Here is a 24,764-nt window from a genome sequence, read left to right on the forward strand (position 1 = left end):
CCCTGATGGATACTCGCAATGACGATGTGGTTAATAGGAACACCTAAATTTTTCAAAATTTTAACATCCCATGCAACCTATTGCCAAAAAATGCATCTCATGTATTACAAGGCGCAGGCATGGAGCAAATACACCCACAGTTAAGAGATTTTATTATTGATTACTGTCGCAAGTATAAGGTGCAGCGTGTGAACCTTGATGACCTTTCGCCAAACACCAGCATCGATCTCGACCTGGATATCTTCGATATAGAAATAGACCTTTTTATTGATGAATTTGCCGAACATTTTAAGATTGACGCTTCCCGTTTTACCTGGTACAAATACGGCTACCCTACCGGCTCTAACAAGGTAAACATGCTCAAAATGCTTTTTGGCTACAAACGCCCATGGGTAAAGCAGCTTGCCGAACGCTGGTACACGCCTAAACTGCGCGTGCACACCCTACAATCAGCCTTGAAAACAGGAAAGTTAGTGTAAAACTATCCTATTCGCTTCGCCTCTTCGCTTGCCTTTATCAAATTTTCTAACCTGCTTAATTGAGTTTTTTCCTGTTTGGCACTCATAACGCGGTGCTGTGATAGCTTTTTATACCAGGGTGCCTGCGACTGGAAAAACGCCCAGGCTTTTTCATTGGCTTTGAATTGCTTTTCGTAAGCGACTGAGAAGGGTATTTCGTCTTTTTCGAAACTGTAGATGGCCGAGCGTTTTTCCTCGCGGAGCGCGTAGGCGGCTATGCCTGCAGGTTGCATCAGTCCTTTCTCCGTAAGCTCTGCTATCTTTTTGATATTAACAGCGCTCCAGATGCTTTTAGGCTTGCGCGGGGTAAAGCGGATGCTGTAGCTATCTTCATTGATATTTTTGCGCACACCGTCTATCCAGCCGAAGCACAACGCCTGATCTACCGACTGCGGCCAGGTGATGCTGGGTTTACCACTGTTGGTTATATAAAAACCAACAAGCAACTCCGCCTGTGTGGCATGGTTATGCTGCAGCCAATACCTGAATTCTTCCTGCGTTGCAAAAAAGGTTGCTTCCATGCAGGCTAATATACAAAGGCCCTGCTATTTTTTTGCGGTAACTACTATAACAATACCGCCAACCAGCAAAATACCACCAAGATATGGCGGCCAGTTTACGTTTTTTTGCCTATCGGCCGATATTTGAATGGGGCCTGCATCTACTATCTTTTCTTTTTTGGTATAGGTGAAGCCTGTCCATATCAGCATAACTGCGCCGACGATAATGAGTACGATTCCGATTGTCCTGTTCATATTATTGGGGATTACACCGATTTGAGGATGATTGCACCGATTTTTTTCTCACCGAAGGCACCGATTTAAATGATTGCACCGATTGATTTGACTTTCACCGACATCACCGATTTTTTGTTCACCGATTGCACTGATTATAATGATTGCACCGATGGTTGTGTGGATAATAGCAACAGGCTTTATTTTGTTTGCGATGGGCACAGAATTAAGTTCACTAAACCCGATAGTAGCGGCACAACGTAAAGCGGATAGCGGGATTGGCGGAACAGACGGGATGCGGGTAGTGCTTTACGTGTGGAAATTGAAAAGAATTCTTAGCCAAAAAGCTATACAGAATTTTCCGGCAAATCAAAGCACGGCAGCGATTGAGAGTGGTTAGGCGTTGAGCCTACCTGTCCTGTGGGGTTCTGAAACAAGTTCAGAATGACGTTTTTTTATACATCTATCTATCCCCGCCCATTGCTTTAAGGTCGTAATCGTTCTCGTAAAGCTCGGTGTTGTGGATGTTCCAGTCTTCGATATCGATAATGCCGGGGACGGTTTGGTAATGGCTATCATCATTAGGGCATTTCACTACGTAACCCTCTATTCCTGCATGCGCTATGATGGGCCGTGCACCACAATTGCGGCAGCGTTTACAAAAAACCGTGTTAGGAATGTTTACGTAGCCATTCATATTTAATTATACGCAAAAATTATTCCATGGGGTTGTGTGCCATAGAAAATAAATGTCAATAGAAATGTTATTTACTTAGCGTCGTTGATTTCTATGAGGTAACCGTCGGGGTCGTTGATATAAATTTGGTTCACGCCATCAACCCGGTGCTCGGTTTTACCGGGCAAGCCCTTCCAATTGGTGTAGGGTATATTCATGCTGTTTAGGCGTTCGATAAAAGCCGGGATAGATGGTACACTGAAGCACAGATGCACACCGCGGGGGTAATCGGCCTTGGGGCAATTGGCTTGTATAATGTGCATCTGCAGGTTAGGGCCAATGCTGTACCAGGTATGCACCGTATCCTGGAATGGGTTGGGGATAATCTTCAGCTGCAGTACGGTAGTATAAAATTTGTTGCTCACCTTAAGGTTGGCACTGCAAAGCGCAGCATGATTAAAAGTGGCTTGCGCTTTTGCCATAAATGGCAGGCAAAACAATACACCTATTAATGCGGACTTAAATACGCTTGCTTTTAAGGTTTCTTTCTGGTGAGATACAGACATTATAGTAAACTGGTTTATGCCATAAATATACACGCAGGCCATACCATCTCCTAATTTTATTTGTAACAAATGCATGTGGCGCACGGCATCTATTCAGGCGCCAAAACACAATGTAACTTTTGTGTGATACGGTTCCTACGGACTAAACTTTGCTTTACGGCCTTAGTTTAACTACTAAAGAAACAGTAATTGACACTAAATTATAGACACCATGAAAAAGGAAATGATAAAGATACTGGCCCTGTTGTTCTTGGGCGTAGGCGCATTATCGGGCTGCGCAATAGATAACGACCGGTACCATAACCGACATCGTAATGACCGCCACCGTGATCATGACGACCATAACGGCTATCACAATAATGATAACCATTACGGCCACAACAATAATTACTACGGTAACTAATTAAAAAGCAATCAACAATTTATACAACCATTAAAATAACACCGATCATGAAATATTTAAAAGTATTAGCCATAGCCATAGTAGCCCTGTTCGCCTTTGAAGGCGCTAAAGCACAAGTAGTAGTTAGCGCCCGTGTGGGCGCACCCGTACACACCCGTACTGTTTTAGTAGAAAGGCCGGCATACCGTACCCACTACCGCCGCACGGTGGTAGCTACACGCCCTGTTTACCACAGAAATTACCGCCGCACTGTAGTGGTAGAACGCCCTGTGTACCGCAGGGCAGTTGCCTATCACCGCCCTTACAAACGCGTTGTAGTTAGGCGTTATTAATAGCTTAACACCTTTTCCTCTTATAAGGCAAATGGCCCTGTGGTTAATCCTCAGGGCCATTTGATTTTATTTGGTTACCAGCACCCAATCTACCAATACTTTAGCATCCCCGGCTTTTATTTTGTCTACCGTAGATTGTGTTATGCCGAAGTAGGGTTTGTCGGCTTTATTTACCGAGTGTGGGAAGCCGCCGCCCAGTGCAAAATTGAGGATGATGAATTTAGGCGTATCAAACACCCATCGGCCATATTTTTCTACCATAGCTTTCGTTATGGTATAGGTTACCTTGCCATCTACCTTAAAAGTTAGGCTCTTGGCGGTCCAATCAACCGTGTACACGTGCCATTGCGTAACGTCTATACCTTTAGGGAAAGGGTTACGGTGTACCAGTGGTGTGTTACCAAAATAACCCGGCCCGTGCAGGGCGTTGCTGGTCCAGCTGCCGTCGCCAACAGTTTCCATAATATCAACTTCGCCGCACTCAGGCCATTCTCCACTACCTAATAGCCAAAATGCCGGCCATAAGCCGCCGCCTGCGGGTATCTTCATCCGGGCAGAAAAAGTACCATAGGTAAACATCATCTTGTCGCGGGTGTTTATCCGGCCTGAAACGAAATCGTATTTATTATGCTCTTTACTGGTATGGCCAGGTTTGTAAACGGCCTTTAAAATCAATGCACCGCTTTTTGCGCCTTCAGCTTTGCCGTTAATCATATAGATGGTACCGACCGAATCGACATAGGCTTGCTGCTCTTCGTTTACGGTGTTACCCGTAACTTCCACATTCCATTTGCTGCGGTTGAGGGTTTTGGCATTAAAATCTTCAAAAAAGAGGGTGTCTTTTTGGGTTTGCTGCGCAATGGCAGCGGTGGAAGCGAGTAATAAAACAGCGATGGTGAGCGTACGTGAGATCATTGAGAGAAATTTTAGTTGAGGCTTTAAAAATAGTTATTTAGCGCAATAGCCCCTCATTTTTTACGCCCTATTTCCCTTAGCTTGTTTATCTTGCGCACTTACCTGTTACTACCATGCATAAAGGCGGCTTTTTAAATGTATTTCTGATAATTGCGGCCCTCACGCTGCTGATGGATTGGTACGTGATTATCGGCCTGCGTACGCTCACGGCAAAATGGCCATCGAGGCCCCGGCGATTGATTGTGCTTTGGGGCTATGCAGTTATCTCCGTAGGCGTAACGGTGGTTTTTATGGCGGGATTCGGTAGTTACAGCACTTCGCGCGGAATGACACCCTACCACGAGTGGACGCTGAGCCTGCTGCTAACTTTTTTTGTTACCAAACTGGTTTTCATCATCGCAATTTCTCTGGGCGATCTGGGCCGTTTCTTATACGGCATAAGCGATAATATCCTGCACGATAAACCCAAAGAGCAGCCCTTTTTCCCTGAGCAGCGCAAGTTTATTGTACAGGTGGGTTTGATATTGGCCGCCATACCTTTCAGCGGGTTCCTTTATGCCATGATACGCGGCAAGTACGATTATAAGGTACACCGCACTACCATTTATTACGATGAATTACCAGAGGCCTTCGATGGCTTCACCATTACCCAGCTATCGGATATTCATTCGGGGAGCTTTGATAACGTAACAGCTATGCAGCGGGGGATTGATTTGGCGAAAGCCCAAAAATCTGACCTGTTTGTGTTTACCGGCGATCTGGTGAACAACGCCGCCTGGGAAATCGAACAATATATCGATAGGTTCGGCCAGCTAAAGGCCCCCTACGGGCAGTTCTCTATATTGGGGAATCATGATTATGGTGATTATATCCCCTGGGATAGTCCCGAAGAAAAAGCCGCCAACCTGCAAAAGCTGAAGCGCCACCACGCCGAGCTGGGGTACCGCCTGCTCCTTAACGAAAACGTGGAGATAGAAAAAAACGGGCAAAAGATAAGCCTCATCGGCGTAGAAAACTGGGGCAAGGGCTTCATCCAACTGGGCGACCTCGACAAAGCCTTGCACGGCGTTGCTCAAGATACGTTCAAGATACTCCTCTCCCACGACCCTACCCACTGGGAAGAAAAAGTGCGCTATCACCCTACCGATATCCACCTCACCTTATCAGGGCATACACATGGCGCGCAGTTCGGCATAGAAACCGCGGGCATCAGATGGAGCCCTGTAAAATACCGATACCTGGATTGGGCCGGCCTAATCAACCATAAAAACCGTTACTTATATGTAAACAGGGGCTTTGGCTTTTTGGCGTTCTCGGGCAGGCTGGGGATTTGGCCGGAGGTTACGGTGATAACGTTGAAGAGGAAGATTTCGGCTTAGCAGGTGATGACAAGCCTGAAAAACTATGTCGTTGCGAGCCAGGGTAGTGCAGGGAAAGGAGCGGCGAAGCAATCTCCTCACCTGCGAACTGTAACGCAGTGACGAGATTGCTTCGTCGCGCAGGCTTCCCACAGGCCGCCTCGCAATGACAAATTAGTTAATTGGCTCAAACAAAATCACCATGCCGACCCTTATTTCTTTATGGAAAAGAAGAAAATAGGTACCGGCAAGAGCCAGCCCACCCATAGCAACAACCATAACGCATTGGAAGTAATGAAGCCGTTCCTGCACTTCGGCGTAAAGGCTATATCGGTTATCGGCGCGGCGCTGGTTACCATCGTGCGTAATATCCCCAAGCCGGAGGCTGATAAACCAAAGAATAAAAAAGACGGAAGGATAATTAAAATATAAGTGATTTCGGAGTTCGGATTTTCGATTTCGGATTTATCAGATGATCTTTTTTGCTATCGACTATGGACTCTAACTAAGCCACTTCCCAAACTCGTAGTACTTCTCTATTTTAATACCCAGTTTGCTTCCGGGTTTGTATTTAGCGCGGTTGTAATTGATAACGCGTAAGGATACCTCGTCGCGCTCTATCACCAACTCTTCGTAAAAGCCCTTGAACAGCACCTGCTTTACCGTCCATTTTTTTGTGCCGATACCGCCGATGGCAATATGCTCGGCATAAATAACCACCGTTCCGCGTTTAGATTTTATCCCGCAAACCGCCGCCTGGGCTGCGGTAAGTTCGCTGCAGTTCACCAGTATTTTGGCGGTGTATAAAAGCTTAGGCGAGTGGTAAAGCTTTTCGGGCGATCCTTGCTCAACTATCTCACCCTCTTTTATTACAATAAGTTCATCGGCCATGCTTAGCAGCTCGGCCGGGTCGTGCGATACCAGTATTACGGTTACGCCCCATTCTTTTACAATCTGGCGGATATCGTGTTGCAAATCATCGCGGTAATTGGCATCCACCTGGTTAAAAGGCTCATCGAGCATCAGCACTTCGGGGCGGTTTATCAGGGCTTTGGCAATGGTAACGCGCTGCTTTTCGCCACCGCTCAACTTGCCGAAGGCCTGTTCTTTTAAGCCGTATATGCCCAATAAATTAAGGGCCTGGGTGGTTTTCTGCACCTGGTAGTTTATATCGCCGGTAGGCAGGCCCGCGCAAACGTTCTCCCAAATCGACGCACCCATATCCATGTCGCGGTTATCCTGGCTCACCATGGTAATGGCTGCGTGCTGGGCGGTGAGGCCATTGCTGCGCAAGGGCAAAGCCTGCGAATGGAAGAACACATCGCCAGAATCGGGCTTGATGTTCCCGCTAAGCAGCTTAAGTAATGTAGTTTTACCGCTACCGCTTTCGCCCACTATAGCTGTTATCTTCCCTTTAGGGATAAAAATGGTGATGTTGTTTACCCCGGTAGATTTATCGCCAAAAAAATTCTTGGTTATGGATATGGTTTCCAGTATCAGTTCGGCGCTCATAAATATCTGCAGGGATTTTTCAATTCTTTCAAACCTAACCTATAAAAATTTATCGGCCAAAAAAAAGTTGAAAAGAGAAGCACCGTTCGCTTTCTTCAAAGCACCAATTTGAATGAGGCCATACCATTAGGATATAATTGGGAATAGTTCTTCAAACATATCTTTGGCACGTATGAATTTTTGGTGGACCGACTCCGATTTATTGTTAACCATTAAATACGTGCTGTTTAAAGCATCGTAATAATGTGTAAAGGTTTTGGTGCCCAGCAGCGCATACATTACCCTACGGTAAATTATGAATCTTTTTGTTTGCGCTTTAGGTTCTTCAAATCCGCTTTCTTTGTTAATGGTATTCGCTCCGACGAATCCGAAACTTGGCAATTCGTTTTTATGGTAAATCGAAAGCATAATTTGCACGCATGTGTTAATTACTCTCGACCCTTTATGCTCGTTGGTTAGTATGTTGTATTTGTAAGGGCTTTGCTTATGCTTTTTCAAGTAAAACTTCACGACGTAAATATCCAAAGCATAACGCTCCACTTCAACCAAATAATAATTTTTTTCTGACCTGAAGTTATAAGTAATAATTTCCTTTAGATACTTGTTAGCAAGCGGCTTAACCAGCCGTATCTGGTGAAAAGGGTAATACGAATTGAACAATTACGGAAGTAAATATTTATAAACAGACGGTCGGCTAGCGTTGATTTCTTCAATAGTTACCTTCGCAAAATTGGCTTTGAATTTTTTCTTATCCAACTTAATTTCAACGCTCTTCGCATTGGCAGCTACCGCGTTGTTTGCAAGCATAGGTTTATTGCCCATTTTCTATTGTCGATTAAATCTATACAAATTTATAAAATGTTTGTTAAAGTTTAAACCAGCCATAACCTACTCAAAGCTAATTACATAAATCCAGGTTCAAATATCCAGCTCACTGCACACCGTAAACCACCTCCCACATTAAACCTTCCCCTATAATCCCCGTCGAATTATGCAGAAACACAACAAAGAATATTAATTAGTACTGCCATGAAAACTACCCTATCAACCATAAAAAACGACCTTTACCGCGTATTTGTTAAAGGTGATGCCGATACCGTACAATTAGCCCACGTGTTTTTACTGATGGCTGTTCCGTCCATCGCATCCATGTTGGCATTCGGCCAATTCCCGTTATATTAATGGCGGGCAAAAAGCTCTGGCTAAAAATAATCTGCTATTTTTGCGACACAAAACGCAGAAATGGATAGCACACTTAAAGGCAAATACGACAGCATTATCTTCGACCTCGACGGTACCCTTTGGGATAGTACCGAAACCATTGCCCGGGCATGGCAAGCCGCCCTTAACCAGGTGCCTTACATGAGCCACGAGGTAATGACCCGAGAACGCGTACGCTCTATCACGGGGATGACTTACGATAAGATATTCGAGAAGCTATTCCCCACACTGGATGCTGCGCAGCGTGCTGAGGTGCAAAAGCTATGCTCGGTAAGCGAACTGGAGATACTGCACAAACAAGGCGGCACCCTGTACCCAAAACTGGCCGAAACGCTGGAATACCTGGGCCGACGTTACAATCTGTATATCGTAAGCAATTGCCAAAACGGCTACATCGAATTGTTTTTAGATTTGAACAACATGCACCATCATTTTTTGGCGCACCAATGCTACGGTACCAAGGGCAACCCCAAAGCCGATAACATACGTGATATCGTTGAGGATAATAGCCTGGTATCACCAGTGTACATAGGCGATACCATGGGCGATTACGATGCAGCCACCAAAGCTGGCGTGCCATTCATATTCGCATCTTACGGCTTCGGCGTGGTAGAAAGCGGGCAGGTGGCCACCATTGATAGTTTTGAAGCGTTGAAGGAAATACTTTAGGCCAAACCTTTTTTGTGGAGATGGGTTCTATGGGTAAATAGCAGTTGATGATGAAGATATCCAAATACATCCATTCGTGCCTTTTATTTGAGCTGGAGGGACATAAACTTCTGTTCGACCCGGGGAATTTTACATTTGCCGATGGCAGCGTAACGCCCGAAATGTTTGCCGAAGTAGATAGTATCGTCGTCACCCACATACATCCCGACCACCTGGATATCGATAACCTGAAGCAAATTGTGAGTTTAAGCCATGCTACCATCTATACCAACATGGAGGTGGGCACTGCCATACAAAAAGCCGGCCTGCATTATTCGTTAATTGAAGAAGGTATTTATACTGTCGGGCCATTTAAGCTACAAGCCATCCCTGTACGGCACGAGCCGTTGCTGGATAGCCCAATACCGCAGATGACGGGCTTCATCATCAATGATAAGGTACTGCACCCCGTAGATTCTATGGAGGATAAGCTGACTGAATACCAGGGAATTGAACTTTTGCTATTGGTAACCATGGCCCCCTTTGCCAACGAGCTACGCATAGCGGGTTTTGGCGATAAATTAAAGCCAAAAAAAATCCTGCCCGTGCACGATGGCTTCGCAAAGCCATTCTTTGTGAAATCGCGTTTCCAGAACTACGCCAGGCATTTTGCCAAAACGGGAATAGAGTTTATTGAGATATATGAACCCGGCGATTCCATTACTGTTTAGAGATTGGTGGCCGGAGAGCAGAAAAAAATTAAAGGCACAGAACTAACCAACCTCTGAGCTCTAGCCTCTAATTAACTAACCCCTAACCTTCACTTCCTTATCAAAATTCTCCATCACCAGCACCGCCGCGCCTATCAGCTCGGCATCGAAGCCAAGGGCCGAAATCAACAGCTCTGTACCCGAAGCCAGGCGTGGGATACAATACTTATGCAGGGCCTGCTGTATAGGCGCCAGCAATATCTTGCCCACTTTTGCACCACGGCCACTTAATACGATGTTAGCGGGGTTCATGATATGTATGAGGATAGCCAGTGCTTTGCCTATTTTATAGCCCGCATCTGATAACAGTTCCAGCGCAAACTGGTCACCCTGGTTGGCGGCATCCATTAACGAGTCACCCATCAGTTTAAAGTTACCGTCCATGGTTTTCAAGCTCGTTACACGGCCCTCTTTAATACCTTCCTCGGCTTTCTCGGCTACTACCAGCATGCTGGCTTCGGCCTCCAGGCAGCCACGCTTGCCACAGGTGCAAAGCGCACCATCGTCTGATAAGGGGATATGGCTCAACTCGCCTGCAAACCCGTTAGATCCGCGGAATATCTTGCCATCTATGATCATTCCCAAACCTATACCCCAGCCCAGGTTTATCACCATTACTTCCTGCTGAAATTTGGCTATGCCAAACTTTTGCTCGGCAAGGGCAATCAAACTGCTATCGTTATCTATATAAGTGGTAATGCCGGTGTGCTGGCTGATATGATCGCTCAGGCTTTGTCCCCCCGCATCCATATAAGTGTAGTTGATACCCTCAACCGCGTTGATGAAACCCGGCATGCCTATGCCAATGCCAGCTATCTTGCTCTTAGGAATACCGCTTGCGGTTACATAATCGTTCAGGCTTTTTATCAGCGTAGGCAGTGCCTCGTCGTTATTGTGCAATTTTATATCAACGGTAACCATTGCCGCAACGGGGTTGTTTTGCAGATCTATCAACTGCAGGCGGGCGGTAAGCTGGTCCATGGCTACAGCCAAAATATACATGGCTTTGGCATTGATGGCGTACATCAACGGGCGGCGGCCTCCACTTGATGGCGCGTACCCTTCCTCTACCACAAAACCTTCTTTTATAAGCTCGTTGATGGCCTTTGTTATAGAGGGGATGCTTTTATCAAAAAGCTGGCTAAGCCCCGCGCACGACATCGCATTATCGAAATACAGGCGCTTAATGATCATATTTTTCAACCAGCTGCCTTTAATGCCGTTACTTTTTATTTCCATTCAGTATGTTCGGTACAGTTTTTAAGATAAGTGCAAAATTCAATCCGATAAAAATAAAAATAATGCGTCAAAGTACAACATATTCATTTTAGCTATACATACCCCCTTGTTTTTTTAATAACTATACGCTGTAATTAAATACCAGTATATTTACTACACCAATATACGCCCAATAAACTACTGACGATGAATAAGATACTACTGGTTTTAATATTCGCTGGCTTTTTAACATCCTGCAAAAAAGAAGATAGCGCCCCCGGGGCTGATGCTTTGCTGAAAGGCGAGTGGAAAGCCAACCTGACCACCGATGTGATATTTGACAACGCAACCGGTGCCGAACTTACACGGGTAAGCTACCTGCATGGCCTGGAAACTAAGCTTACTTTTGACGGCGCGGGCTCGGTAACATCGTACGATACCGAGTATGGCGTAACGCTGAAACACGCTTACACCCTACGGACGGAAGGCAACCGCACGTACCTGAGCACGCAAATAGTAGGCTTTGCGCCCACGGAATATGAGATAACGGCCCTACACGATCCCGACCTGCAAATGAAGGGCCTGGTCATAAGTGATTCGCCTTACAGCATCGATGGTAAAAATTACCGTGTGCATTATGAACGCACACAATTTTTCACGAAGCAATAAGGGGAGCTTACCTGTTAATTATCAATACTCAGGATTTCTTATCCGCCAACTGCTTTTTTAGATTCTCCAACTCATATTCCAGTTTCAATACGTAGTCGTTTTGCGGGGCGAAGGCCCGCTTAATTTCCTCTTCGGTATAGCGTGGGGTAATATGCTGGGGGCAATTCCAATCGAAAGCCTTTACATCAAAAAGAAACATGCGTTCGGGCGTATGCTTGTAATCGGCAGGGTCTAATAAGTTAAACAGCGCGGGGTCGTCTTTCATATCTACAATGCGGGCATCAGCGTAAATTTTAAGGCGTGTTCTGTGCGGATAATCCATCAGGAACAGGGCCACCTGCTGGTGAACAAGCAAATTACCCAAGGAGATAAATTGTTTATTCCCCCTGTAATCAACCAAGCCTATTGTGCCTGCGTTTATCACTTTTATAAAACCCACTGGCCCGCCCCGGTGCTGTATATAGGGATAGCCGTTTTCGCCAATGCTGGCCATATAAAAACTATTGCGGCTTTCAATAAACTCAATTTCTGATTCCGTTAAACCGTCTGTATCTGTTAGCGCCTCCATGCGGGCATAGCTTTGGCGGCTGCCGTTTTGTTCCTGTAAAGCTTTAATACCATCGGTAAAGGCGAATTTTGCAAAGTTCATGATAGGTTCTAATTAGCGCTGTAGTATAAAGGTATTACATATCAGCCCGATACGAACCAAGCACCGGATAAATTTACAATAGCCGTATCAATGTGAATAAGTTAAGGTTTATTGAGGTTGCGCCATAGGTGCAAAATGTCGGTAGAAAACAAATAGCAGATATTTTAGCGTGCCGTTAGGTACGCAACATCGCGAGTTTCGTACCTGACGGCACGATTTTGCGTGGCTCATTATTGTGCTACCGACGTTGAACCCCCATGGGGTTCCTTAATTTAATGATAGTGATAGCCGTATTTACAAACCCATACGCATTTGTATCATGCTTTTGCTGAAGCCGCTTTTCTCGTAGGCTTTTATTGCAGGGGCGTTGTCGTAATACACTTCCAGCTGCAATTCGGTTATGCCCTGGCTTACGGCCCAATCCTTAAGGGCCTGCATCACCAGGTTGTTTACGCCCTTGCCCCTGTGTTGCGGCAATACGTACATAAACCCAAGGTAAGCGTGTTGCGGGTGGTTCAGGAAGTGTTTAGATTCTTGTATCCGGGCGTAGCCGCTGCCAATAGGCTCACCGTTTAGTACGGCCACAACCAGGTGGATGTGCGGGGCAGCAATCATCAGCTCAATATCGTAATAGTTTACCGGATCGGGTTTGAGGGTTGAATCGTAGGGGCGCTCGGCCGTAATTACGCCCTGCTCAAATTGCAGCAATGCGGGCATATCGGCTAATGTAGCCAACCGTGTGGTGATAGTTTCCATTTTTTTGATTACACCGATATTGCTTGTGATTGCACCGATTATAGTTTGATTTCACCGATTTGATGATGATTTCACTGATTTTTTTTCATCGATATTGATTGAATTTCGCGGATTAAAAACTGCTTAACCCAATGACCCTTACTCCGCTTTGCCATATTCCAGCGGTAGCATATCGGCCACCTGCTCCCAGGCCATGTAACCCTCAAATAACAAGCCGCCAGGGTCACTGTAGTTGCCGTTGGCATCTATGGTCACACTGGGGTCGAGCAGGCGCACTACCGATATCTGTCCATTAGGCAGCCGGCCACCCACCGGTTTGTCTATTTTATAACCGCTGGCAGCCAGTTCCGAGGCATCCTGTTCGCGGTAGTTGAGCACAAAAAGGCAATCTTTAAAGCTGAGTTCCTTAAAATCGGCATCTACCACCTTCACCAGCGAATCGCATAGCACGGGCCGCCTGTCGAAGAAGATGGGTTTCTTCGGGTCGGGTTCCTCGCCGGGCAGGGGTTTGTTCAACACCTTAAAAATTTCGTAGCCGCTGGTATAAACGTTGCCGTTGTATATCGCCCGCAAAAAATGGATCACAGAGCCTTTGTATGCTTTGTCGCGGTTGCGTTGCCAGGCTTGGGCCACGCGGTCGGTCTTTGGCTGCATCTCCTCAAACGAGGGATAGCCCTGGTACTTTAAAATGCTCGTTTGCTCGTTATACTCAAAATTGGTGAGCAGGTATTTTATCCGGTAACCCAATGCCTGATTCTCTATAATTAAAAATTCTTCTGCGCTGCCGCTCAGTACGCTTGTTTCCTTATCGAAATGGAAATGGAGTATTTTGGGGTTGATGATCTTGCAATCAGATGCGTTGGATGTGGTGCCTAAAAAGCGTTTTTGGAATATCCGGTAATGCTCTTCCCAATTGGTTTCGGCATGTATCACCACTTGCTGCAAGCTGTTAGTTACTGTTTCTAACTTAAAATCAACTTTCACCGACTGCCCGTTAACCGTAACCGATTTTGCCAGCGGTTTATAACCCACCATTTGTACCACCACCCCATAAGTACCGGGCACCAAATTAGCGAACAAGAAATCGCCAGTTGCGTTGCAAGCGGTAATTAATTTAGTGCCGGTAATATAAACCGTTGCACCGGGCAGGTTGCCGCCGTCGTCCTTCACATTACCCGTTATAGAATAGATGTGCTGGGCGTTGGCAAGCGTACAGGAAAACACCAACAATATTAATAGTAGGATTGCTTTTAGGCTTGATGCAGAGGGCGCTATTTTTGACATCTATATTTATGCTTAGGTTTTCGGGGTGACTTAAAATACTTTGTTAAAATACAAAAAAACAGAAGTTAAAAAAAGCCGCAGCGTACTTTTCAAAGAGACACTGCGAGGATGGGAAAACATTATCGACTGCGTAAATCATTCAAAAAAAGCTTTATATTCCCCTTCAGGGTCGGTTATATCCGGTTGGTATGGCGCTGCCGATGGCTTGAGGAAAAAGTAATTAATAGGCCGCGAAAGCGTATCAATTTTCACTATGGTTGCCTTCCCATTGCTTCGCAGGAATTTCAAATATTTATACCTATCTCCCGGTGCGGATACCTCAGGGAGGTTATTCGCTTTCAACACCGAATCAGTGCCATAGGCATAAAACACATCGTCATCTGCGCCTACATAAAAGCCTTCATCTCCGTATTTCTTCCGAAGGTGATCTAACTGTATCGTATCCAGATCTACCCTCACAGCCGATGTGGTACTTATTAGCAGCGTATCGCCTCTTTCAGGAGTAGCTTTTTTTGTAGATTTCGATTTCACATGCCGGTGTTTTGCAGCTGGTGGTTTAGCGGTTTGGGGGCAGCTTGCACAAATGGTTATTAAGAGTGTAAGCGCGAAAAATTATTTCATGGATGATCGGGTTAAGGTGCCAGGCCGTATGATGTTTTTTTATATAGTGTTACTTCCCATCCCAAACTACTGCATTTTTTGCTTTCCTTTTCTTCAATATCGAATAAACCTCTACCCCTTCCGGGTTGTTAAAATCGGCAGCGTTAAAAATATCTGTCTCAAAACAATCATCAAAGCTTTCAATCTCCCATTTCACCAGCCTACCATCGGAGTTTAAATAGGGCGACGCATAATCATGTTTACTCTTTTCTAAAATCTCATACGCGTTTTCAAAAGAAGATGCTTTTACCAATACAAATCTTTTTTCAATATCCTCCTTTTTTACCTTGAGGCCTTCGTAGCGAATCACCACGGTCATCTTCACACAAAAAAACCTATCCCGAATTGCTTCCTCCTTTTTAATTTTTGTGGCCTTATCAATAGATTTGATATGTACGGTTACAAAATCCAACTTATTTAATACCTCCGCTACTCTTAACGGCACCTTAGTTTTTATCCAACGAGGGCGTTTTTTTGTTTCATCTACGGTGTATTCATCAAATAATTTCAGGTCGACGAGCTTTTTAAGGCCTTCCTTATGGAATTTGTCGATTTGCTTAATCCGCTCTTGGGGTTTAAACGACAGGAATTGTTCGTACTCCGGATACTTTACTCCCACAGTAATATCGGCCAGGAGCCCTTTTACAGATACCCCCTCGTCTAATATCCATTCTTTTTTATTGAATAACTTCTTCATCATTCCACCACAAACTCTTTCTTCAATTTAATATCTTCCGACGATGCGCCTATCATCACGGTAAAGGTGCCCGGCTCTACCGTCCAGTTCATGTTTTTATCCAGCAGGGCGAGGTCGTCCGGGTGGAGGGTGAACTGCACGGTCTTTTTTTCGCCCGGAGCCAGGGTTATTCGCTCGAAGCCCCGCAGGTCGAACTCGTAGGTGGTTACGCTGCTCACGTTATCTTTCAGGTACAGCTGCACCACTTCATCGCCTTTGCGGCTGCCGGTGTTGGTAATATCTACCGATACGCTGAAATCGCCCTGCGAATGCTGTTTATCGGGCGTTACCACCAGGTTGCTATACGCAAAGGTGGTATAGCTCAGGCCATATCCAAAGGGATAAAGCGCGCCGTTCACACTGGTTTTGCCCCAGCTGTTTGGGCCGCCCTGCCCGGCATTGGCGTTTGGCTTAAAGGGGAAGTTGAACTCTATCTGGCCCGTTGTTTTTGGGAAGGTGATACTAAGCTTACCGCCGGGGTTGTTATCGCCAAAAAGCGTTTCGGCAATTACCTGCCCGCTTTGCACGCTGGGGAACCAGGCCTCTAAAATGGCCGGCACATACTTATTTTCCCAATTAATGGTGAGCGGCTGCCCGTTTATCATCACCATCACCACCGGCTTACCGGTTGCCTGCAAAGCCTGTATCAGCTTCAGTTGGCGGCCCGGCAGGTTTAGCCCCGTGCGCGAGAGACTCTCGCCTACCCTGTCCACATCCTCGCCAACTACGGCTATCACCACATCAGAAAGCCGTGCCTGCGCCACTGCTGAATCGATACCTGCCTGTTCCGTTGCAGTCAAAGGCGTTTCGATGATTTCGCTTTCGGGCCAGGTGGCATCTATCATATCGCAGCCTTTGGCGTAGTTTACTTTTACGCCAGAACCAACGTAGTTCCTTATCCCATCTAAAACGGTGGTAACAGGGTTGTGTGATGGGCCGTACCTGCTGATGGCATAATTGGTCTCTATTGCCAGCGGACCGGTAACCAGTATATTCTTCAGCTTGCTTTTATCCAGCGGCAGCAGGTTGCCCGCGTTTTTCAACAGCACCATGCTCTCGCGGTTCATCTGCAGGCTCATGGCCGCATCGGTGGGTGTATGCACCACCTTATCGGCTGCGGCAGGGTCTTTCACGTAGGGACTATCGAACAGCCCAAGCCTGAATTTCACCCGTAGCACATCGGCCACGCGGCTATCGATCACTTTCATGGATATCTTGTTCTCTTTAATCAGCTCGCGCAGCGGGAGGATAAAAGTTTGCGGCATGGTAAAGTTGGTGCGCACGTTAAGGCCCGCCTCTACCGCCTGCCGCACGGCCTCCTTATAATCAGCTGCAACATGGTGTTTGGAATACAGGAACTCCACCGCCTCGCTATCGCTCACCACATAACCCTGAAAGCCGAACTGCTCGCGTAGCAGCTCGGTTAAAAAGTAATAACTACCGGTTATGGGCACGCCATCCCAATCGTTATAACTACTCATTACACCCATGGGGTGCGCCTCCTGTATCACCCTGCGGAAGGGGTAAAGGTAAAGCTGGTGCATCTCGCGCGGCGCCACATGCGGGTCGGTACGGGCGCTGCCATCGCGGCCACCTTTGGGCACGCTGTAAACGGCATAGTGTTTTAAGGTTGATGCTACGCCTTGCTCCTGTATGCCCAGCACCATTTGCTTGCCCAGCTCGGCGATCAGAAAAGGGCTCTCGCCATAGCACTCCACTACGCGTCCCCAGCGTTGGTCGCGCGCGGGGTCTAAAATCGGGGCGTACACATTGGTATAGCCCAGGGCTTTGGCTTCGCGGCCAACGGTTTGCCCGGCCATGCGCACGAGAGGTTTATCCCAGGTGCTGCCGATGGATATGGGCGCAGGCAGTGGCGTAGCCCTATCATGGTTAAGCCCGTGGATACCCTCGTTGGTAAAATCTACCGGGATACCCATGCGCGTTTCTTCTACAAACCAACGTTGAATGGTATTTATAGCGGTAGCGTGTTTACTAAAGGGGTAAGAGTATTGGGTAGGCGCATCGTCGGTATGCGAGGTGAGGTTATTCAGTTCTTCATCAATATTGGCAATGCCGTCTTTCCATATCTCGGTTTTCCAACGGTCTACCGGCATCTCGTCTTTCAGCACCCGTTTGTAGCCATACAGCGTGGCCATCTGGCAGGTTTTTTCTTCCACGGTCATCTGGCTTAGCAGGTCGGCCACGCGTTTGTCTATGGTTTGCGCGGGGTCCTCAAAAACGTCCATCTTGCCGTTCTTGTTAAAATCTACCCAACCCTTATGGTATATATTTTTTGTTTGAGCCGATGCGGAGAACGATAGCAGTAGGACCGGCAGTAGCAGTAGCGGTTTTTTCATGAATGAGAGATGTATGGTTTACAACTCAAATATAGAAGAATTCGGGTTGGCTGCTGTCTGAATCAGAACTTTCAGGATTTTAAAATTTCCAGGAGGGTGCCCTGACCGGACATCATTTGGATCATTTCATGGATCAATTGAACGTGCTAAACAGTTTACAAATTATCTAAAAAAGGGGCGACAATTCCTTTTCAGGCCCATTATTAAAACCGGAGGGTAAATGCGTATTATAAAACCTTTATGCATAATCTGCAATTAAAGTAAATGGAAGATGATTGGAACGTATTTGCTAAATTGCTGAAACCTTATTTTTTACCACTAAATACCCTGGTTCTTTTCAACCACATTCTGCTCAAACATCAAAGAACCTAATAGAACGGCAGTGCCCAAAATAAGGAGCCATTTAAATTTAAGCATCGATAGTAAAAATTGGTTTCCTGCGGTAAGGTCCACCACAGTTAAAAGTGCGTAGACCAATAGTAAGCCAACGCCTATACCCAATAAGGCGAGCAGATTAAAGCGTATGTCGCTTCGCCTCTTCAATTTAATTTTTAATCGGCCGGTAACTTTTGAGGCAAAATTAAACGGCAAACCCTGTTCAGGCTCCCGGTTTAATTTCTGAAATAAAGACTGATAGCGTTGCACCTGCTCATCTTCCGGGGCGGATAAAGTATCGGCAGGTGCCCTCAATTCAATTTCCAGCATCGCCTGGATCTGTTCATCGGTCAGCTTTTTCATAATCTAATCTTTAAGATCGTGGTCAATTTTTTCTTTCAATAGTTTTCTTGCCCTGAAAAGGTGGCTTTTAACCGTTCCTTCCGGTATGCCGGTGATCTGTTCAATTTCGGGGATGGTAAACTCATTTAAATGATATAGGGTTAAAACGGTGCGGTACTGCAGCGGCATTTGTTCAATAAGCAGGTTAACATACGCTGCAGTATCCTTTTTTACCAGTTCAGACTCAGGGCTATTTTCGGTAAAATGATAATTATCTATATCATCCTGAAAATCAGCCTTTTGGTTTTTGTTCCTTTTTTTAATATAATCAACAGTTGTGAGATAAGCGATACGGGCAATCCAGGTAGATAGTTTAGACTGAAATTGAAATTTGGGCAGGCTATGATGTACTTTTATAAAAACATCCTGGCAAATATCTTCTTTATCCTGCTGGTTATACACCAGGCGATTCACTACAAAGAAAACCAGCTTCTCATATTGTTTGACCAATAGCTCAAAAGCACGAAAATCTCCCTTTAATACCCTGGAAACAATTTCCTTTTCATCAAACATATCAGAGTAGTCTGTAATGGCGGACTAACAGTTGCAAAAATTAAAGAAAAATATTTGCAACCGTTGTGTTATTTTTAAGGACTACTGTACCAAAATCATTTAAATCGCAACATCATGAAACAGTTAATGCCCTTTATCATCGTCATTATATTCTTTATACTTATCGCCATATTCATCCTTGCCTTATATAACTACCGTTTAAAGAAACGCATTATTGATGCAGGCCCTTTAGATGAAATCGGGCTGAAATTTTTGCAGCAACTTTCCGGCTTTGGTACCGAAGCCATGAAATGGGCTATCATTCTATCAACTACCGGCATGGGGTTGATTGTTATGCAGTTTATCCCTTACAGTGCCGAAGAATCACCGCTCCCTTATGGCGTGGAGATGTTATTTGTAGCTGCCGGCTTCTTCTTATACTACCTTTTTATCCGGAATCATCGCGATAAACAATCGCTTTAATACGCACTCCGGTTAGCTTACCCTAAAATACACATCAGGTAAATACAGTAATTTTTAAAAGGCCTTTAGCCTTTACGTGGATTGCTTTGCCCAAAATTTTAACACCTTAAATTTTAACACCATGAAAACTAAACAACATTTCTTAGGCATAATTTTATTACTTGTCTTTGTGATCGCGCAAACCGGCAGTGTACTCGGGCAAGCAAATAGTGGTAAACTGATCATAAAAGGCACCACAATTGATTCGGCCACAAATACTAAATTAGCCTTCGTAACCGTAAAGTTAAACGACGACAAAGGAGAAACCATCAGGGCCGGGATAAGCAAGGAAGATGGCTCATTTTCTTTATCGATGCTGGCACCATCAACCTATCACATTGTTATCGTGACTTTGGGTTACGCACCAAAAACATTTTTGCTTAACCTGCATAAAGACACCGATCTGGGTTTAATTGCGCTAAAACAGCAGGTTAACAGCTTAAAAGAAGTAGCTATAACCGGTTCAAGGCCCATCATCAAACAAAAAGCAGACCGGATCATCTACGACCTGCAGGCAGACCCTGAAAGCAAATCCAATAGCGTTTTGGGAATGATGCACAAGATCCCTTACATTACCCTTGACGGCCAGGAGAATATCCTGCTGAAAGGCAATTCCAGCTTTAAAGTGCTCATTAACGGAAGGCCCTCTCCCAGTATGGAAAACAATTTAAATGCGATATTGAAAAGTATGCCAGCCTCCACTATCCAACGAATAGAAGTGATCACCATTCCGCCATCTAAATACGATGGGGAGGGCTTGGCAGGCATCATCAACATCATCACTGTAAAAAAACTGAATAACGGTTACAGTGGATCGCTGAATGCAAATGAAAGCTTCCCCGTTGGCGGCCCCGGTGCAGGAGGGTCTTTCACAGCTAAAAGCGGTAAATTTGTTATTGCTGCCTTTGGCGGCGCAAGCGTTGCTAACACGCCTAAAACTACTTTTACAAATAGCAGGGAGACCTTTGGCAGCAACGCAACCAGCCTGCTGCAAACAGGAGATCGCCGGTCAAATAATAAAACAGCTTACTTTGGCACAGAAATGAGCTACGAAATTGATTCGCTTCACTTGCTATCAGGGCAGTTTAACTTGAATGGCAGCCGTGCAACCGATCATATGGCACAGGTATCCAGCCTCGACGGCACTAATGGGCCCCTCCAGTCTTACGATCTGCTGAACAATAATAAAGGGACCAGTTACGGCTGGGATGCCGCCGTTAATTATCAGATTGGCTTTAAAACGGTTAAAAACAGGTTACTAACCTTCTCGTATCAGTATGCTGATAACCGGAATAATCGCAACGGGGATGTAACGATCACAAATCCTATAAATTTCAACACGCCGGATTATACCCAAACCGACATACAAAAATTCAATGAGCATACTTTCCAGGTTGATTTTGTAACCCCTGTAAAGAAGGTAAACATTGAGGCTGGTGTAAAAGGTATACTGCGCAGCAGTAACAGCAACTTTGGCTACAATAGCTTCAACAATGCTACCGGCCAGTTTGATGCGGATGCAGCATTGTCCAACCAATACACCAACAAGCAAAATGTGTTTAGTGCATACAATTCCTATCAGGTCAATTTAAAAAGCTGGAACATCAATGCCGGGGTAAGGGTAGAGGGAACTGTGATAAGGGCGGATTTTATCAGTACGGCTACAGTGGCCGATCAGAATTATTTTAACATACTGCCGTCCATCGCGGTGAGTAAAAATTTCAGTGATCAAACCGCGCTTAATTTTGGTTTTTCGCAACGTATCCGCAGGCCGGGTATCAACAGGCTTAATCCCTATATAGATCGCTCAAACCCCAACTTCGAGTTAACAGGCAACCCTAACCTGCGCCCTGTATTACTGAACGATGTGCAGGCAGGGTTCAGCAGTAACAAAAAGCTGTCATTAAACTTAGGACTGGATTATTCCTTTATGAACAACCTGGATTTACAGGTAGCCGACTTTGACCCCGCAACACAAGTTACCCGCACCAGCTATGCCAATACAGGCAAATCAAGCAGCTTTGGCAGTAATTTGTCCGTTTCCTATCCGGTTTGTAAGATTTACAATGTAAGCCTGAATGGCAACGTGATGTACCTGTGGCTGCAGGGCATTGCAGATGGCGAGATTGTTCATAATGACCGGTTAATGTACTCCTTTTCGCTTTCAAACGGGCTACGTTTCAATAAGGGATGGGCGGTAAATGCCGACCTGAATGTGGTTAGCCGCAACCCTACCGGCTTGCAGGGTTATTCTAATAGCTTTGTTAGTACCGCCTTCAGTATGAATAAAGAGTTAATCAAAAACAAATTGGGTTTTGCTGCACGTGTAAATAACCCTTTCACCGGCTACCGGAATAATATTACCCGCATCTTCGGGCCCGATTTTAACCAATTGTACAACTCGCGCGATTATTACCGGTCGTTCGGCATCAGCCTGAATTATAAGTTTGGCGGGCTAAATGATGGTGTCAATAAAAGCCGGAGGTCTATAGAGAATAATGATGTGGCGAACTGATTGATGCCATTGATTACCAGTCTACTTAAAACACTAAAATCCTCAACACCCGAGGATTTTAGTGTTTTAAATAGTTCAACTGTTTTTGATTCGACAAAAACCCGGAAGGTCGTAAAATGAAGGAACATTTTGTGATCCCGGTGGTGGGCTCGAATCTGCCTAATTCTTCAACGCCGAAAATCATCGTGTGGTTGTGCATTCTGTGCACTCTAAAATCCTTTAAACGGCAAAGCCCTCCCAGGCAGCCCAAAAGATAAGCAAAGCGAAAAATTCCGAGGCTGACAACCAGCTTATTTTCCGCTACACCTGTACTAAAAATTATCCTCGCGGCTTTATAACAAAGCATAGTTTTAAAGCGTCTTAGTATTATAATGCTTTGGCATTTTATTTGCGCTGGCAATGCTGTATAACTTAACCGGAAGTTTTTTATGAGCCATTCGTTTTTACTAAGCTTTTTTGGATTGTTGCTCATTGCAGTAAACGCGGGCAAAACTGCCCCAGCATCTGTTGCTGCTGAAGAACAAATATGCGGCAAATGGCAAAACCAGGAAAAGAACTTAATCGTTCAGGTTTTTAAGGAAGATAGCCAGTTTAAAGCCAAAATTGTTTGGTTCAATAATGGCGCTGGAGACAAGGCCATGGAAAGCTGGACCGACAAGCACAACCCCGACCCGGCGCTGCGCAACCGCAAGCTATTGGGTATGAACGTGCTCGAAAAACTAGTTTATAAGCCCGAGACGAATTCCTGGGAAGACGGCATGATATACGATGCCCAGGCCGGCAAACATTGGAACTCATCGGCCTATATCAACAATGAGGGCGCGCTTAAAGTAAAGGGCTACTGGCACTTTAAGTTCATCGGCAGAACAATGACCTTCAACCGTATCTGAGAAACAAAACTAAAAGCCATATAAAACAAATCGCGCCCCTGGGTTATCCTTGAGGCGCGTTTTGCGTATAGACTGAAAAATTATTATTTAGATTGACCAAACTCACCGCTTGCGCTCAGTTCAACTTCGTCGCTCAGCATTGGCGAACCATATTTGCTGCCGAAACCGAAATCAGAACGTTTGATAGTACCTGTTACTTTGAAACCCGCAGATGGTTGTTTGCTCATTGGGTTGGTGATAGTACCACGGTGCACAAAATCAAAAACAACCGGTTTGGTAACGCCGTGTAGGGTTAAGTTACCTGCCAGTTTGTATTTGCCGGCACCTGCAGCAGTAACACCAGTGCTTACGAAAGTAAGGGTTGGGAATTTAGCAACATCAAAAAATTCTTCGCTTTTCAAGTGGCCATCGCGACGGTCATTCTCGGTATTTACCGATGCAGTTTGCGCTACGAAAGTAACTTTAGCATCGCTGAAATCTGGTTTTGCAGCAACGATGGTAGCATCGAAATCTTTGAAAGTACCATCAACATCAGATACCGCTAAGTGGGTGATGGTGAAAGTTACATGCGAATGGGCTTTGTCATTCTTCCAGGTAGTTTGGGCAAATACAGCCGTCTGCATCAACAATGCAGCAGCGACTAAAAACAGTGTCTTTTTCATTTTGTTTAAGTTATTGTGTTAATATTTTTTACGTCCCAAAGATATATAAAGGATTGAGATTAGCTAAAATTAAATGTTTAAACATGTAATATATGAATAACCGGTGACAAAATAGGTCACTTTTCAAAGAATTCATCCACTTTTTTGTTGAATTCTTTGGCATGCTCTATCAAAGTGCCATGGCCGCTGTTGGGCACTATCCACAGTTCACTGCCGGGTATATTACTTTGTATCAGCCGGGTATGCTTATCTCGTATTACATCATGGTCGCCGGCTATGATAAGCGCAGGGCATTTTATTTGCTGCAGCTCGGTCAATTTTATGTTGGGCTGGTTCCAGTCGAGCATAAAAATCTTCCAGCTGTTTTTGGCGCGCGGGGTTTTCCAAACGCGGTTTTTATTTTCGTTATAATACTTCTCGCTCTGTTTCCAGCCTTCCGGGTCAAGCGCGGTGCTGTCGGGCCATATGTTGGCGCCTGTTGAGGCCAGTTTAATTACCTTATCCGGGTGGCGCATGGCCATTAGCAGGGCGTTAATGCCGCCGTCGCTCCAGCCCAGTACGTAAGCTTTGGGTACTTTCAGCGTATCCAGCAATACAGCAAAATCATCGGCCATTTGCTCAAAGCTCAACGAAGCGCTGGCATCCACGCTTTTACCCTGGGCACGGCTATCCACCAGTATTACCCGGTATTTTTTGGCAAAGTAAGGCACGTTTTCGGTAAAGGAGCTCATATCGCCGCCATTGCCGTGTATCATCAGCAAGGGCTGGCCGCTGCCATACTCTTCCACATACATTTTGATGCCGTTGATTGGGTAGTACTTGCCTACCTCGGGGTTATTGCCATACATGGTTTTTGGTTTACAACCCAGCAGGGTTAGCAGCTGCGGCAAAATTGCCAGCATGATTAATCTTTTTATACGCATA

General features: G+C 45.4%; 32 protein-coding genes. 13 read left to right on the forward strand and 19 right to left on the reverse strand.

Translation table 11 applies throughout. The features are described 5' to 3' along the window. Positions 1–119: 119 nt before the first annotated feature. Positions 120–479, forward strand: a complete 360-nt coding sequence (locus E2R66_RS18995) for a DUF1493 family protein (RefSeq protein ID WP_133233506.1) — start codon at positions 120–122, stop codon at positions 477–479. Between the two features lie 2 nt (positions 480–481). Here E2R66_RS18995 and E2R66_RS19000 read toward each other — a convergent pair whose 3' ends face one another. After that, entirely contained in the window at positions 482–1,039 is a 558-nt protein-coding gene (locus E2R66_RS19000; protein ID WP_133233508.1) for a YdeI/OmpD-associated family protein, read from the reverse strand. A 24-nt stretch (positions 1,040–1,063) separates the two neighbouring features. Then, on the reverse strand, positions 1,064–1,273 hold the full coding sequence (locus E2R66_RS19005) for a hypothetical protein (protein WP_133233510.1): 210 nt from the start codon (positions 1,271–1,273) through the stop codon (positions 1,064–1,066). 139 nt (positions 1,274–1,412) lie between these two features. Between E2R66_RS19005 and E2R66_RS19010 the strand changes: the two genes are divergently transcribed. After that, complete coding sequence (locus E2R66_RS19010) at positions 1,413–1,652, forward strand: hypothetical protein (RefSeq protein WP_134737949.1); 240 nt, start codon at positions 1,413–1,415, stop codon at positions 1,650–1,652. A 63-nt stretch (positions 1,653–1,715) separates the two neighbouring features. Here E2R66_RS19010 and E2R66_RS19015 read toward each other — a convergent pair whose 3' ends face one another. Both E2R66_RS19015 and E2R66_RS19020 read right to left on the reverse strand, forming a co-directional pair. Then, a complete protein-coding gene (locus E2R66_RS19015) occupies positions 1,716–1,949 on the reverse strand; it encodes a hypothetical protein (protein ID WP_133233514.1) in 234 nt (77 codons plus the stop codon). A gap of 71 nt (positions 1,950–2,020) precedes the next feature. Continuing rightward, positions 2,021–2,494 (reverse strand): VOC family protein, encoded by a 474-nt coding sequence (locus tag E2R66_RS19020; protein ID WP_133233516.1) that lies wholly within the window; start codon positions 2,492–2,494, stop codon positions 2,021–2,023. Between the two features lie 211 nt (positions 2,495–2,705). On the opposite strand from E2R66_RS19020, the gene E2R66_RS19025 reads away from it, so the two are divergent. Together E2R66_RS19025 and E2R66_RS19030 are read left to right on the forward strand one after the other, a co-directional pair. Next, entirely contained in the window at positions 2,706–2,897 is a 192-nt protein-coding gene (locus tag E2R66_RS19025; RefSeq protein ID WP_133233518.1) for a hypothetical protein, read from the forward strand. A gap of 47 nt (positions 2,898–2,944) precedes the next feature. After that, entirely contained in the window at positions 2,945–3,229 is a 285-nt protein-coding gene (locus tag E2R66_RS19030; protein ID WP_133233520.1) for a hypothetical protein, read from the forward strand. Positions 3,230–3,295: 66 nt separating this feature from the next. Here the strand turns inward: E2R66_RS19030 and E2R66_RS19035 are convergent, their stop codons facing one another. Beyond that, on the reverse strand, positions 3,296–4,144 hold the full coding sequence (locus E2R66_RS19035) for a glycoside hydrolase family 16 protein (RefSeq protein WP_133233522.1): 849 nt from the start codon (positions 4,142–4,144) through the stop codon (positions 3,296–3,298). A 113-nt stretch (positions 4,145–4,257) separates the two neighbouring features. On the opposite strand from E2R66_RS19035, the gene E2R66_RS19040 reads away from it, so the two are divergent. Next, positions 4,258–5,523: a metallophosphoesterase gene (locus E2R66_RS19040; protein ID WP_133233524.1), complete on the forward strand. Its 1,266-nt coding sequence runs from the start codon at positions 4,258–4,260 to the stop codon at positions 5,521–5,523. A gap of 201 nt (positions 5,524–5,724) precedes the next feature. Beyond that, positions 5,725–5,934, forward strand: coding sequence for a hypothetical protein (locus tag E2R66_RS19045; RefSeq protein ID WP_133233526.1), 210 nt, complete (start codon positions 5,725–5,727; stop codon positions 5,932–5,934). Between the two features lie 69 nt (positions 5,935–6,003). On the opposite strand, the gene E2R66_RS19050 is transcribed toward E2R66_RS19045, so the two are convergent. The 3 genes from E2R66_RS19050 to E2R66_RS28420 all read right to left on the reverse strand — a co-directional run bounded on the left by E2R66_RS19050 (position 6,004) and on the right by E2R66_RS28420 (position 7,836). Further along, a complete protein-coding gene (locus tag E2R66_RS19050) occupies positions 6,004–7,014 on the reverse strand; it encodes an ABC transporter ATP-binding protein (protein WP_133233528.1) in 1,011 nt (336 codons plus the stop codon). 126 nt (positions 7,015–7,140) lie between these two features. After that, entirely contained in the window at positions 7,141–7,674 is a 534-nt protein-coding gene (locus tag E2R66_RS19055) for a hypothetical protein (RefSeq protein ID WP_133233530.1), read from the reverse strand. Then, entirely contained in the window at positions 7,675–7,836 is a 162-nt protein-coding gene (locus E2R66_RS28420) for a hypothetical protein (protein ID WP_158288449.1), read from the reverse strand. Between the two features lie 207 nt (positions 7,837–8,043). Here E2R66_RS28420 and E2R66_RS28425 point away from each other — a divergent pair, with 207 nt between their 5' ends. The 3 genes from E2R66_RS28425 to E2R66_RS19065 are packed head-to-tail and all read left to right on the forward strand — an operon-like array spanning position 8,044 to position 9,614. Next, positions 8,044–8,196 (forward strand): hypothetical protein, encoded by a 153-nt coding sequence (locus E2R66_RS28425; RefSeq protein ID WP_158288450.1) that lies wholly within the window; start codon positions 8,044–8,046, stop codon positions 8,194–8,196. 60 nt (positions 8,197–8,256) lie between these two features. Continuing rightward, on the forward strand, positions 8,257–8,904 hold the full coding sequence (locus E2R66_RS19060; protein WP_133233532.1) for an HAD family hydrolase: 648 nt from the start codon (positions 8,257–8,259) through the stop codon (positions 8,902–8,904). Positions 8,905–8,951: 47 nt separating this feature from the next. Next, complete coding sequence (locus tag E2R66_RS19065; protein ID WP_204985960.1) at positions 8,952–9,614, forward strand: MBL fold metallo-hydrolase; 663 nt, start codon at positions 8,952–8,954, stop codon at positions 9,612–9,614. Between the two features lie 75 nt (positions 9,615–9,689). Here the strand turns inward: E2R66_RS19065 and E2R66_RS19070 are convergent, their stop codons facing one another. After that, positions 9,690–10,892, reverse strand: a complete 1,203-nt coding sequence (locus E2R66_RS19070; protein WP_133233534.1) for an ROK family protein — start codon at positions 10,890–10,892, stop codon at positions 9,690–9,692. A 186-nt stretch (positions 10,893–11,078) separates the two neighbouring features. On the opposite strand from E2R66_RS19070, the gene E2R66_RS19075 reads away from it, so the two are divergent. Beyond that, complete coding sequence (locus tag E2R66_RS19075) at positions 11,079–11,540, forward strand: hypothetical protein (RefSeq protein ID WP_133233536.1); 462 nt, start codon at positions 11,079–11,081, stop codon at positions 11,538–11,540. A 28-nt stretch (positions 11,541–11,568) separates the two neighbouring features. On the opposite strand, the gene E2R66_RS19080 is transcribed toward E2R66_RS19075, so the two are convergent. From E2R66_RS19080 to E2R66_RS19115, 8 genes are all read right to left on the reverse strand, one after another. Beyond that, complete coding sequence (locus E2R66_RS19080; protein ID WP_133233538.1) at positions 11,569–12,189, reverse strand: pyridoxamine 5'-phosphate oxidase family protein; 621 nt, start codon at positions 12,187–12,189, stop codon at positions 11,569–11,571. Positions 12,190–12,483: 294 nt separating this feature from the next. Further along, positions 12,484–12,945 (reverse strand): GNAT family N-acetyltransferase, encoded by a 462-nt coding sequence (locus tag E2R66_RS19085; protein WP_133233540.1) that lies wholly within the window; start codon positions 12,943–12,945, stop codon positions 12,484–12,486. A gap of 138 nt (positions 12,946–13,083) precedes the next feature. Further along, entirely contained in the window at positions 13,084–14,229 is a 1,146-nt protein-coding gene (locus E2R66_RS19090) for a carboxypeptidase-like regulatory domain-containing protein (protein ID WP_133233542.1), read from the reverse strand. A gap of 135 nt (positions 14,230–14,364) precedes the next feature. Further along, positions 14,365–14,760, reverse strand: coding sequence for a hypothetical protein (locus E2R66_RS19095; protein WP_133233544.1), 396 nt, complete (start codon positions 14,758–14,760; stop codon positions 14,365–14,367). Positions 14,761–14,899: 139 nt separating this feature from the next. Next, positions 14,900–15,589, reverse strand: a complete 690-nt coding sequence (locus tag E2R66_RS19100; protein ID WP_133233546.1) for a DUF4288 domain-containing protein — start codon at positions 15,587–15,589, stop codon at positions 14,900–14,902. Then, complete coding sequence (locus E2R66_RS19105; RefSeq protein ID WP_133233548.1) at positions 15,586–17,982, reverse strand: glycoside hydrolase family 3 N-terminal domain-containing protein; 2,397 nt, start codon at positions 17,980–17,982, stop codon at positions 15,586–15,588. Before E2R66_RS19105 ends, E2R66_RS19100 begins: the two co-directional genes overlap by 4 nt. Positions 17,983–18,300: 318 nt before the next feature. Continuing rightward, positions 18,301–18,720 (reverse strand): hypothetical protein, encoded by a 420-nt coding sequence (locus E2R66_RS19110; RefSeq protein WP_133233550.1) that lies wholly within the window; start codon positions 18,718–18,720, stop codon positions 18,301–18,303. Positions 18,721–18,723: 3 nt separating this feature from the next. After that, positions 18,724–19,272: an RNA polymerase sigma factor gene (locus E2R66_RS19115; protein ID WP_133233552.1), complete on the reverse strand. Its 549-nt coding sequence runs from the start codon at positions 19,270–19,272 to the stop codon at positions 18,724–18,726. A 114-nt stretch (positions 19,273–19,386) separates the two neighbouring features. On the opposite strand from E2R66_RS19115, the gene E2R66_RS19120 reads away from it, so the two are divergent. The 3 genes from E2R66_RS19120 to E2R66_RS19130 all read left to right on the forward strand — a co-directional run bounded on the left by E2R66_RS19120 (position 19,387) and on the right by E2R66_RS19130 (position 23,178). After that, positions 19,387–19,734: a hypothetical protein gene (locus E2R66_RS19120; RefSeq protein ID WP_133233554.1), complete on the forward strand. Its 348-nt coding sequence runs from the start codon at positions 19,387–19,389 to the stop codon at positions 19,732–19,734. A 121-nt stretch (positions 19,735–19,855) separates the two neighbouring features. Next, complete coding sequence (locus E2R66_RS19125; RefSeq protein ID WP_133233556.1) at positions 19,856–22,288, forward strand: TonB-dependent receptor domain-containing protein; 2,433 nt, start codon at positions 19,856–19,858, stop codon at positions 22,286–22,288. 428 nt (positions 22,289–22,716) lie between these two features. After that, positions 22,717–23,178 carry a DUF2147 domain-containing protein gene (locus E2R66_RS19130; RefSeq protein ID WP_133233558.1) on the forward strand — a complete coding sequence of 154 codons (462 nt, stop codon included), beginning with the start codon at positions 22,717–22,719 and terminating at the stop codon, positions 23,176–23,178. An 83-nt stretch (positions 23,179–23,261) separates the two neighbouring features. Here the strand turns inward: E2R66_RS19130 and E2R66_RS19135 are convergent, their stop codons facing one another. Together E2R66_RS19135 and E2R66_RS19140 are read right to left on the reverse strand one after the other, a co-directional pair. Further along, positions 23,262–23,840: a YceI family protein gene (locus E2R66_RS19135; protein WP_133233560.1), complete on the reverse strand. Its 579-nt coding sequence runs from the start codon at positions 23,838–23,840 to the stop codon at positions 23,262–23,264. A 116-nt stretch (positions 23,841–23,956) separates the two neighbouring features. After that, positions 23,957–24,742, reverse strand: a complete 786-nt coding sequence (locus tag E2R66_RS19140) for an alpha/beta fold hydrolase (RefSeq protein ID WP_133233562.1) — start codon at positions 24,740–24,742, stop codon at positions 23,957–23,959. Positions 24,743–24,764: the final 22 nt, after the last annotated feature.

The sequence above is a fragment of the Mucilaginibacter psychrotolerans genome (genome assembly GCF_004519315.1).
Classification (GTDB): Bacteria; Bacteroidota; Bacteroidia; order Sphingobacteriales; family Sphingobacteriaceae; genus Mucilaginibacter; species Mucilaginibacter psychrotolerans.

Coding starts and splice junctions, on each gene's coding strand:
- E2R66_RS18995 (WP_133233506.1), top strand. CDS start 120: ATGGAGCAAATACACCCACAGTTAAGAGATTTTATTATTGATTACTGT.
- E2R66_RS19100 (WP_133233546.1), bottom strand. CDS start 15,589: ATGATGAAGAAGTTATTCAATAAAAAAGAATGGATATTAGACGAGGGG.
- E2R66_RS19080 (WP_133233538.1), bottom strand. CDS start 12,189: ATGAACTTTGCAAAATTCGCCTTTACCGATGGTATTAAAGCTTTACAG.
- E2R66_RS28420 (WP_158288449.1), bottom strand. CDS start 7,836: ATGGGCAATAAACCTATGCTTGCAAACAACGCGGTAGCTGCCAATGCG.
- E2R66_RS19075 (WP_133233536.1), top strand. CDS start 11,079: ATGAATAAGATACTACTGGTTTTAATATTCGCTGGCTTTTTAACATCC.
- E2R66_RS19115 (WP_133233552.1), bottom strand. CDS start 19,272: ATGTTTGATGAAAAGGAAATTGTTTCCAGGGTATTAAAGGGAGATTTT.
- E2R66_RS19050 (WP_133233528.1), bottom strand. CDS start 7,014: ATGAGCGCCGAACTGATACTGGAAACCATATCCATAACCAAGAATTTT.
- E2R66_RS19135 (WP_133233560.1), bottom strand. CDS start 23,840: ATGAAAAAGACACTGTTTTTAGTCGCTGCTGCATTGTTGATGCAGACG.
- E2R66_RS19035 (WP_133233522.1), bottom strand. CDS start 4,144: ATGATCTCACGTACGCTCACCATCGCTGTTTTATTACTCGCTTCCACC.
- E2R66_RS19025 (WP_133233518.1), top strand. CDS start 2,706: ATGAAAAAGGAAATGATAAAGATACTGGCCCTGTTGTTCTTGGGCGTA.
- E2R66_RS19105 (WP_133233548.1), bottom strand. CDS start 17,982: ATGAAAAAACCGCTACTGCTACTGCCGGTCCTACTGCTATCGTTCTCC.
- E2R66_RS19005 (WP_133233510.1), bottom strand. CDS start 1,273: ATGAACAGGACAATCGGAATCGTACTCATTATCGTCGGCGCAGTTATG.
- E2R66_RS19070 (WP_133233534.1), bottom strand. CDS start 10,892: ATGGAAATAAAAAGTAACGGCATTAAAGGCAGCTGGTTGAAAAATATG.
- E2R66_RS19030 (WP_133233520.1), top strand. CDS start 2,945: ATGAAATATTTAAAAGTATTAGCCATAGCCATAGTAGCCCTGTTCGCC.
- E2R66_RS19085 (WP_133233540.1), bottom strand. CDS start 12,945: ATGGAAACTATCACCACACGGTTGGCTACATTAGCCGATATGCCCGCA.
- E2R66_RS19045 (WP_133233526.1), top strand. CDS start 5,725: ATGGAAAAGAAGAAAATAGGTACCGGCAAGAGCCAGCCCACCCATAGC.
- E2R66_RS19065 (WP_204985960.1), top strand. CDS start 8,952: ATGATGAAGATATCCAAATACATCCATTCGTGCCTTTTATTTGAGCTG.
- E2R66_RS19020 (WP_133233516.1), bottom strand. CDS start 2,494: ATGTCTGTATCTCACCAGAAAGAAACCTTAAAAGCAAGCGTATTTAAG.
- E2R66_RS19140 (WP_133233562.1), bottom strand. CDS start 24,742: ATGCTGGCAATTTTGCCGCAGCTGCTAACCCTGCTGGGTTGTAAACCA.
- E2R66_RS19090 (WP_133233542.1), bottom strand. CDS start 14,229: ATGTCAAAAATAGCGCCCTCTGCATCAAGCCTAAAAGCAATCCTACTA.
- E2R66_RS19060 (WP_133233532.1), top strand. CDS start 8,257: ATGGATAGCACACTTAAAGGCAAATACGACAGCATTATCTTCGACCTC.
- E2R66_RS19110 (WP_133233550.1), bottom strand. CDS start 18,720: ATGAAAAAGCTGACCGATGAACAGATCCAGGCGATGCTGGAAATTGAA.
- E2R66_RS19120 (WP_133233554.1), top strand. CDS start 19,387: ATGAAACAGTTAATGCCCTTTATCATCGTCATTATATTCTTTATACTT.
- E2R66_RS19130 (WP_133233558.1), top strand. CDS start 22,717: ATGAGCCATTCGTTTTTACTAAGCTTTTTTGGATTGTTGCTCATTGCA.
- E2R66_RS19015 (WP_133233514.1), bottom strand. CDS start 1,949: ATGAATGGCTACGTAAACATTCCTAACACGGTTTTTTGTAAACGCTGC.
- E2R66_RS19000 (WP_133233508.1), bottom strand. CDS start 1,039: ATGGAAGCAACCTTTTTTGCAACGCAGGAAGAATTCAGGTATTGGCTG.
- E2R66_RS19010 (WP_134737949.1), top strand. CDS start 1,413: ATGATTGCACCGATGGTTGTGTGGATAATAGCAACAGGCTTTATTTTG.
- E2R66_RS28425 (WP_158288450.1), top strand. CDS start 8,044: ATGAAAACTACCCTATCAACCATAAAAAACGACCTTTACCGCGTATTT.
- E2R66_RS19040 (WP_133233524.1), top strand. CDS start 4,258: ATGCATAAAGGCGGCTTTTTAAATGTATTTCTGATAATTGCGGCCCTC.
- E2R66_RS19125 (WP_133233556.1), top strand. CDS start 19,856: ATGAAAACTAAACAACATTTCTTAGGCATAATTTTATTACTTGTCTTT.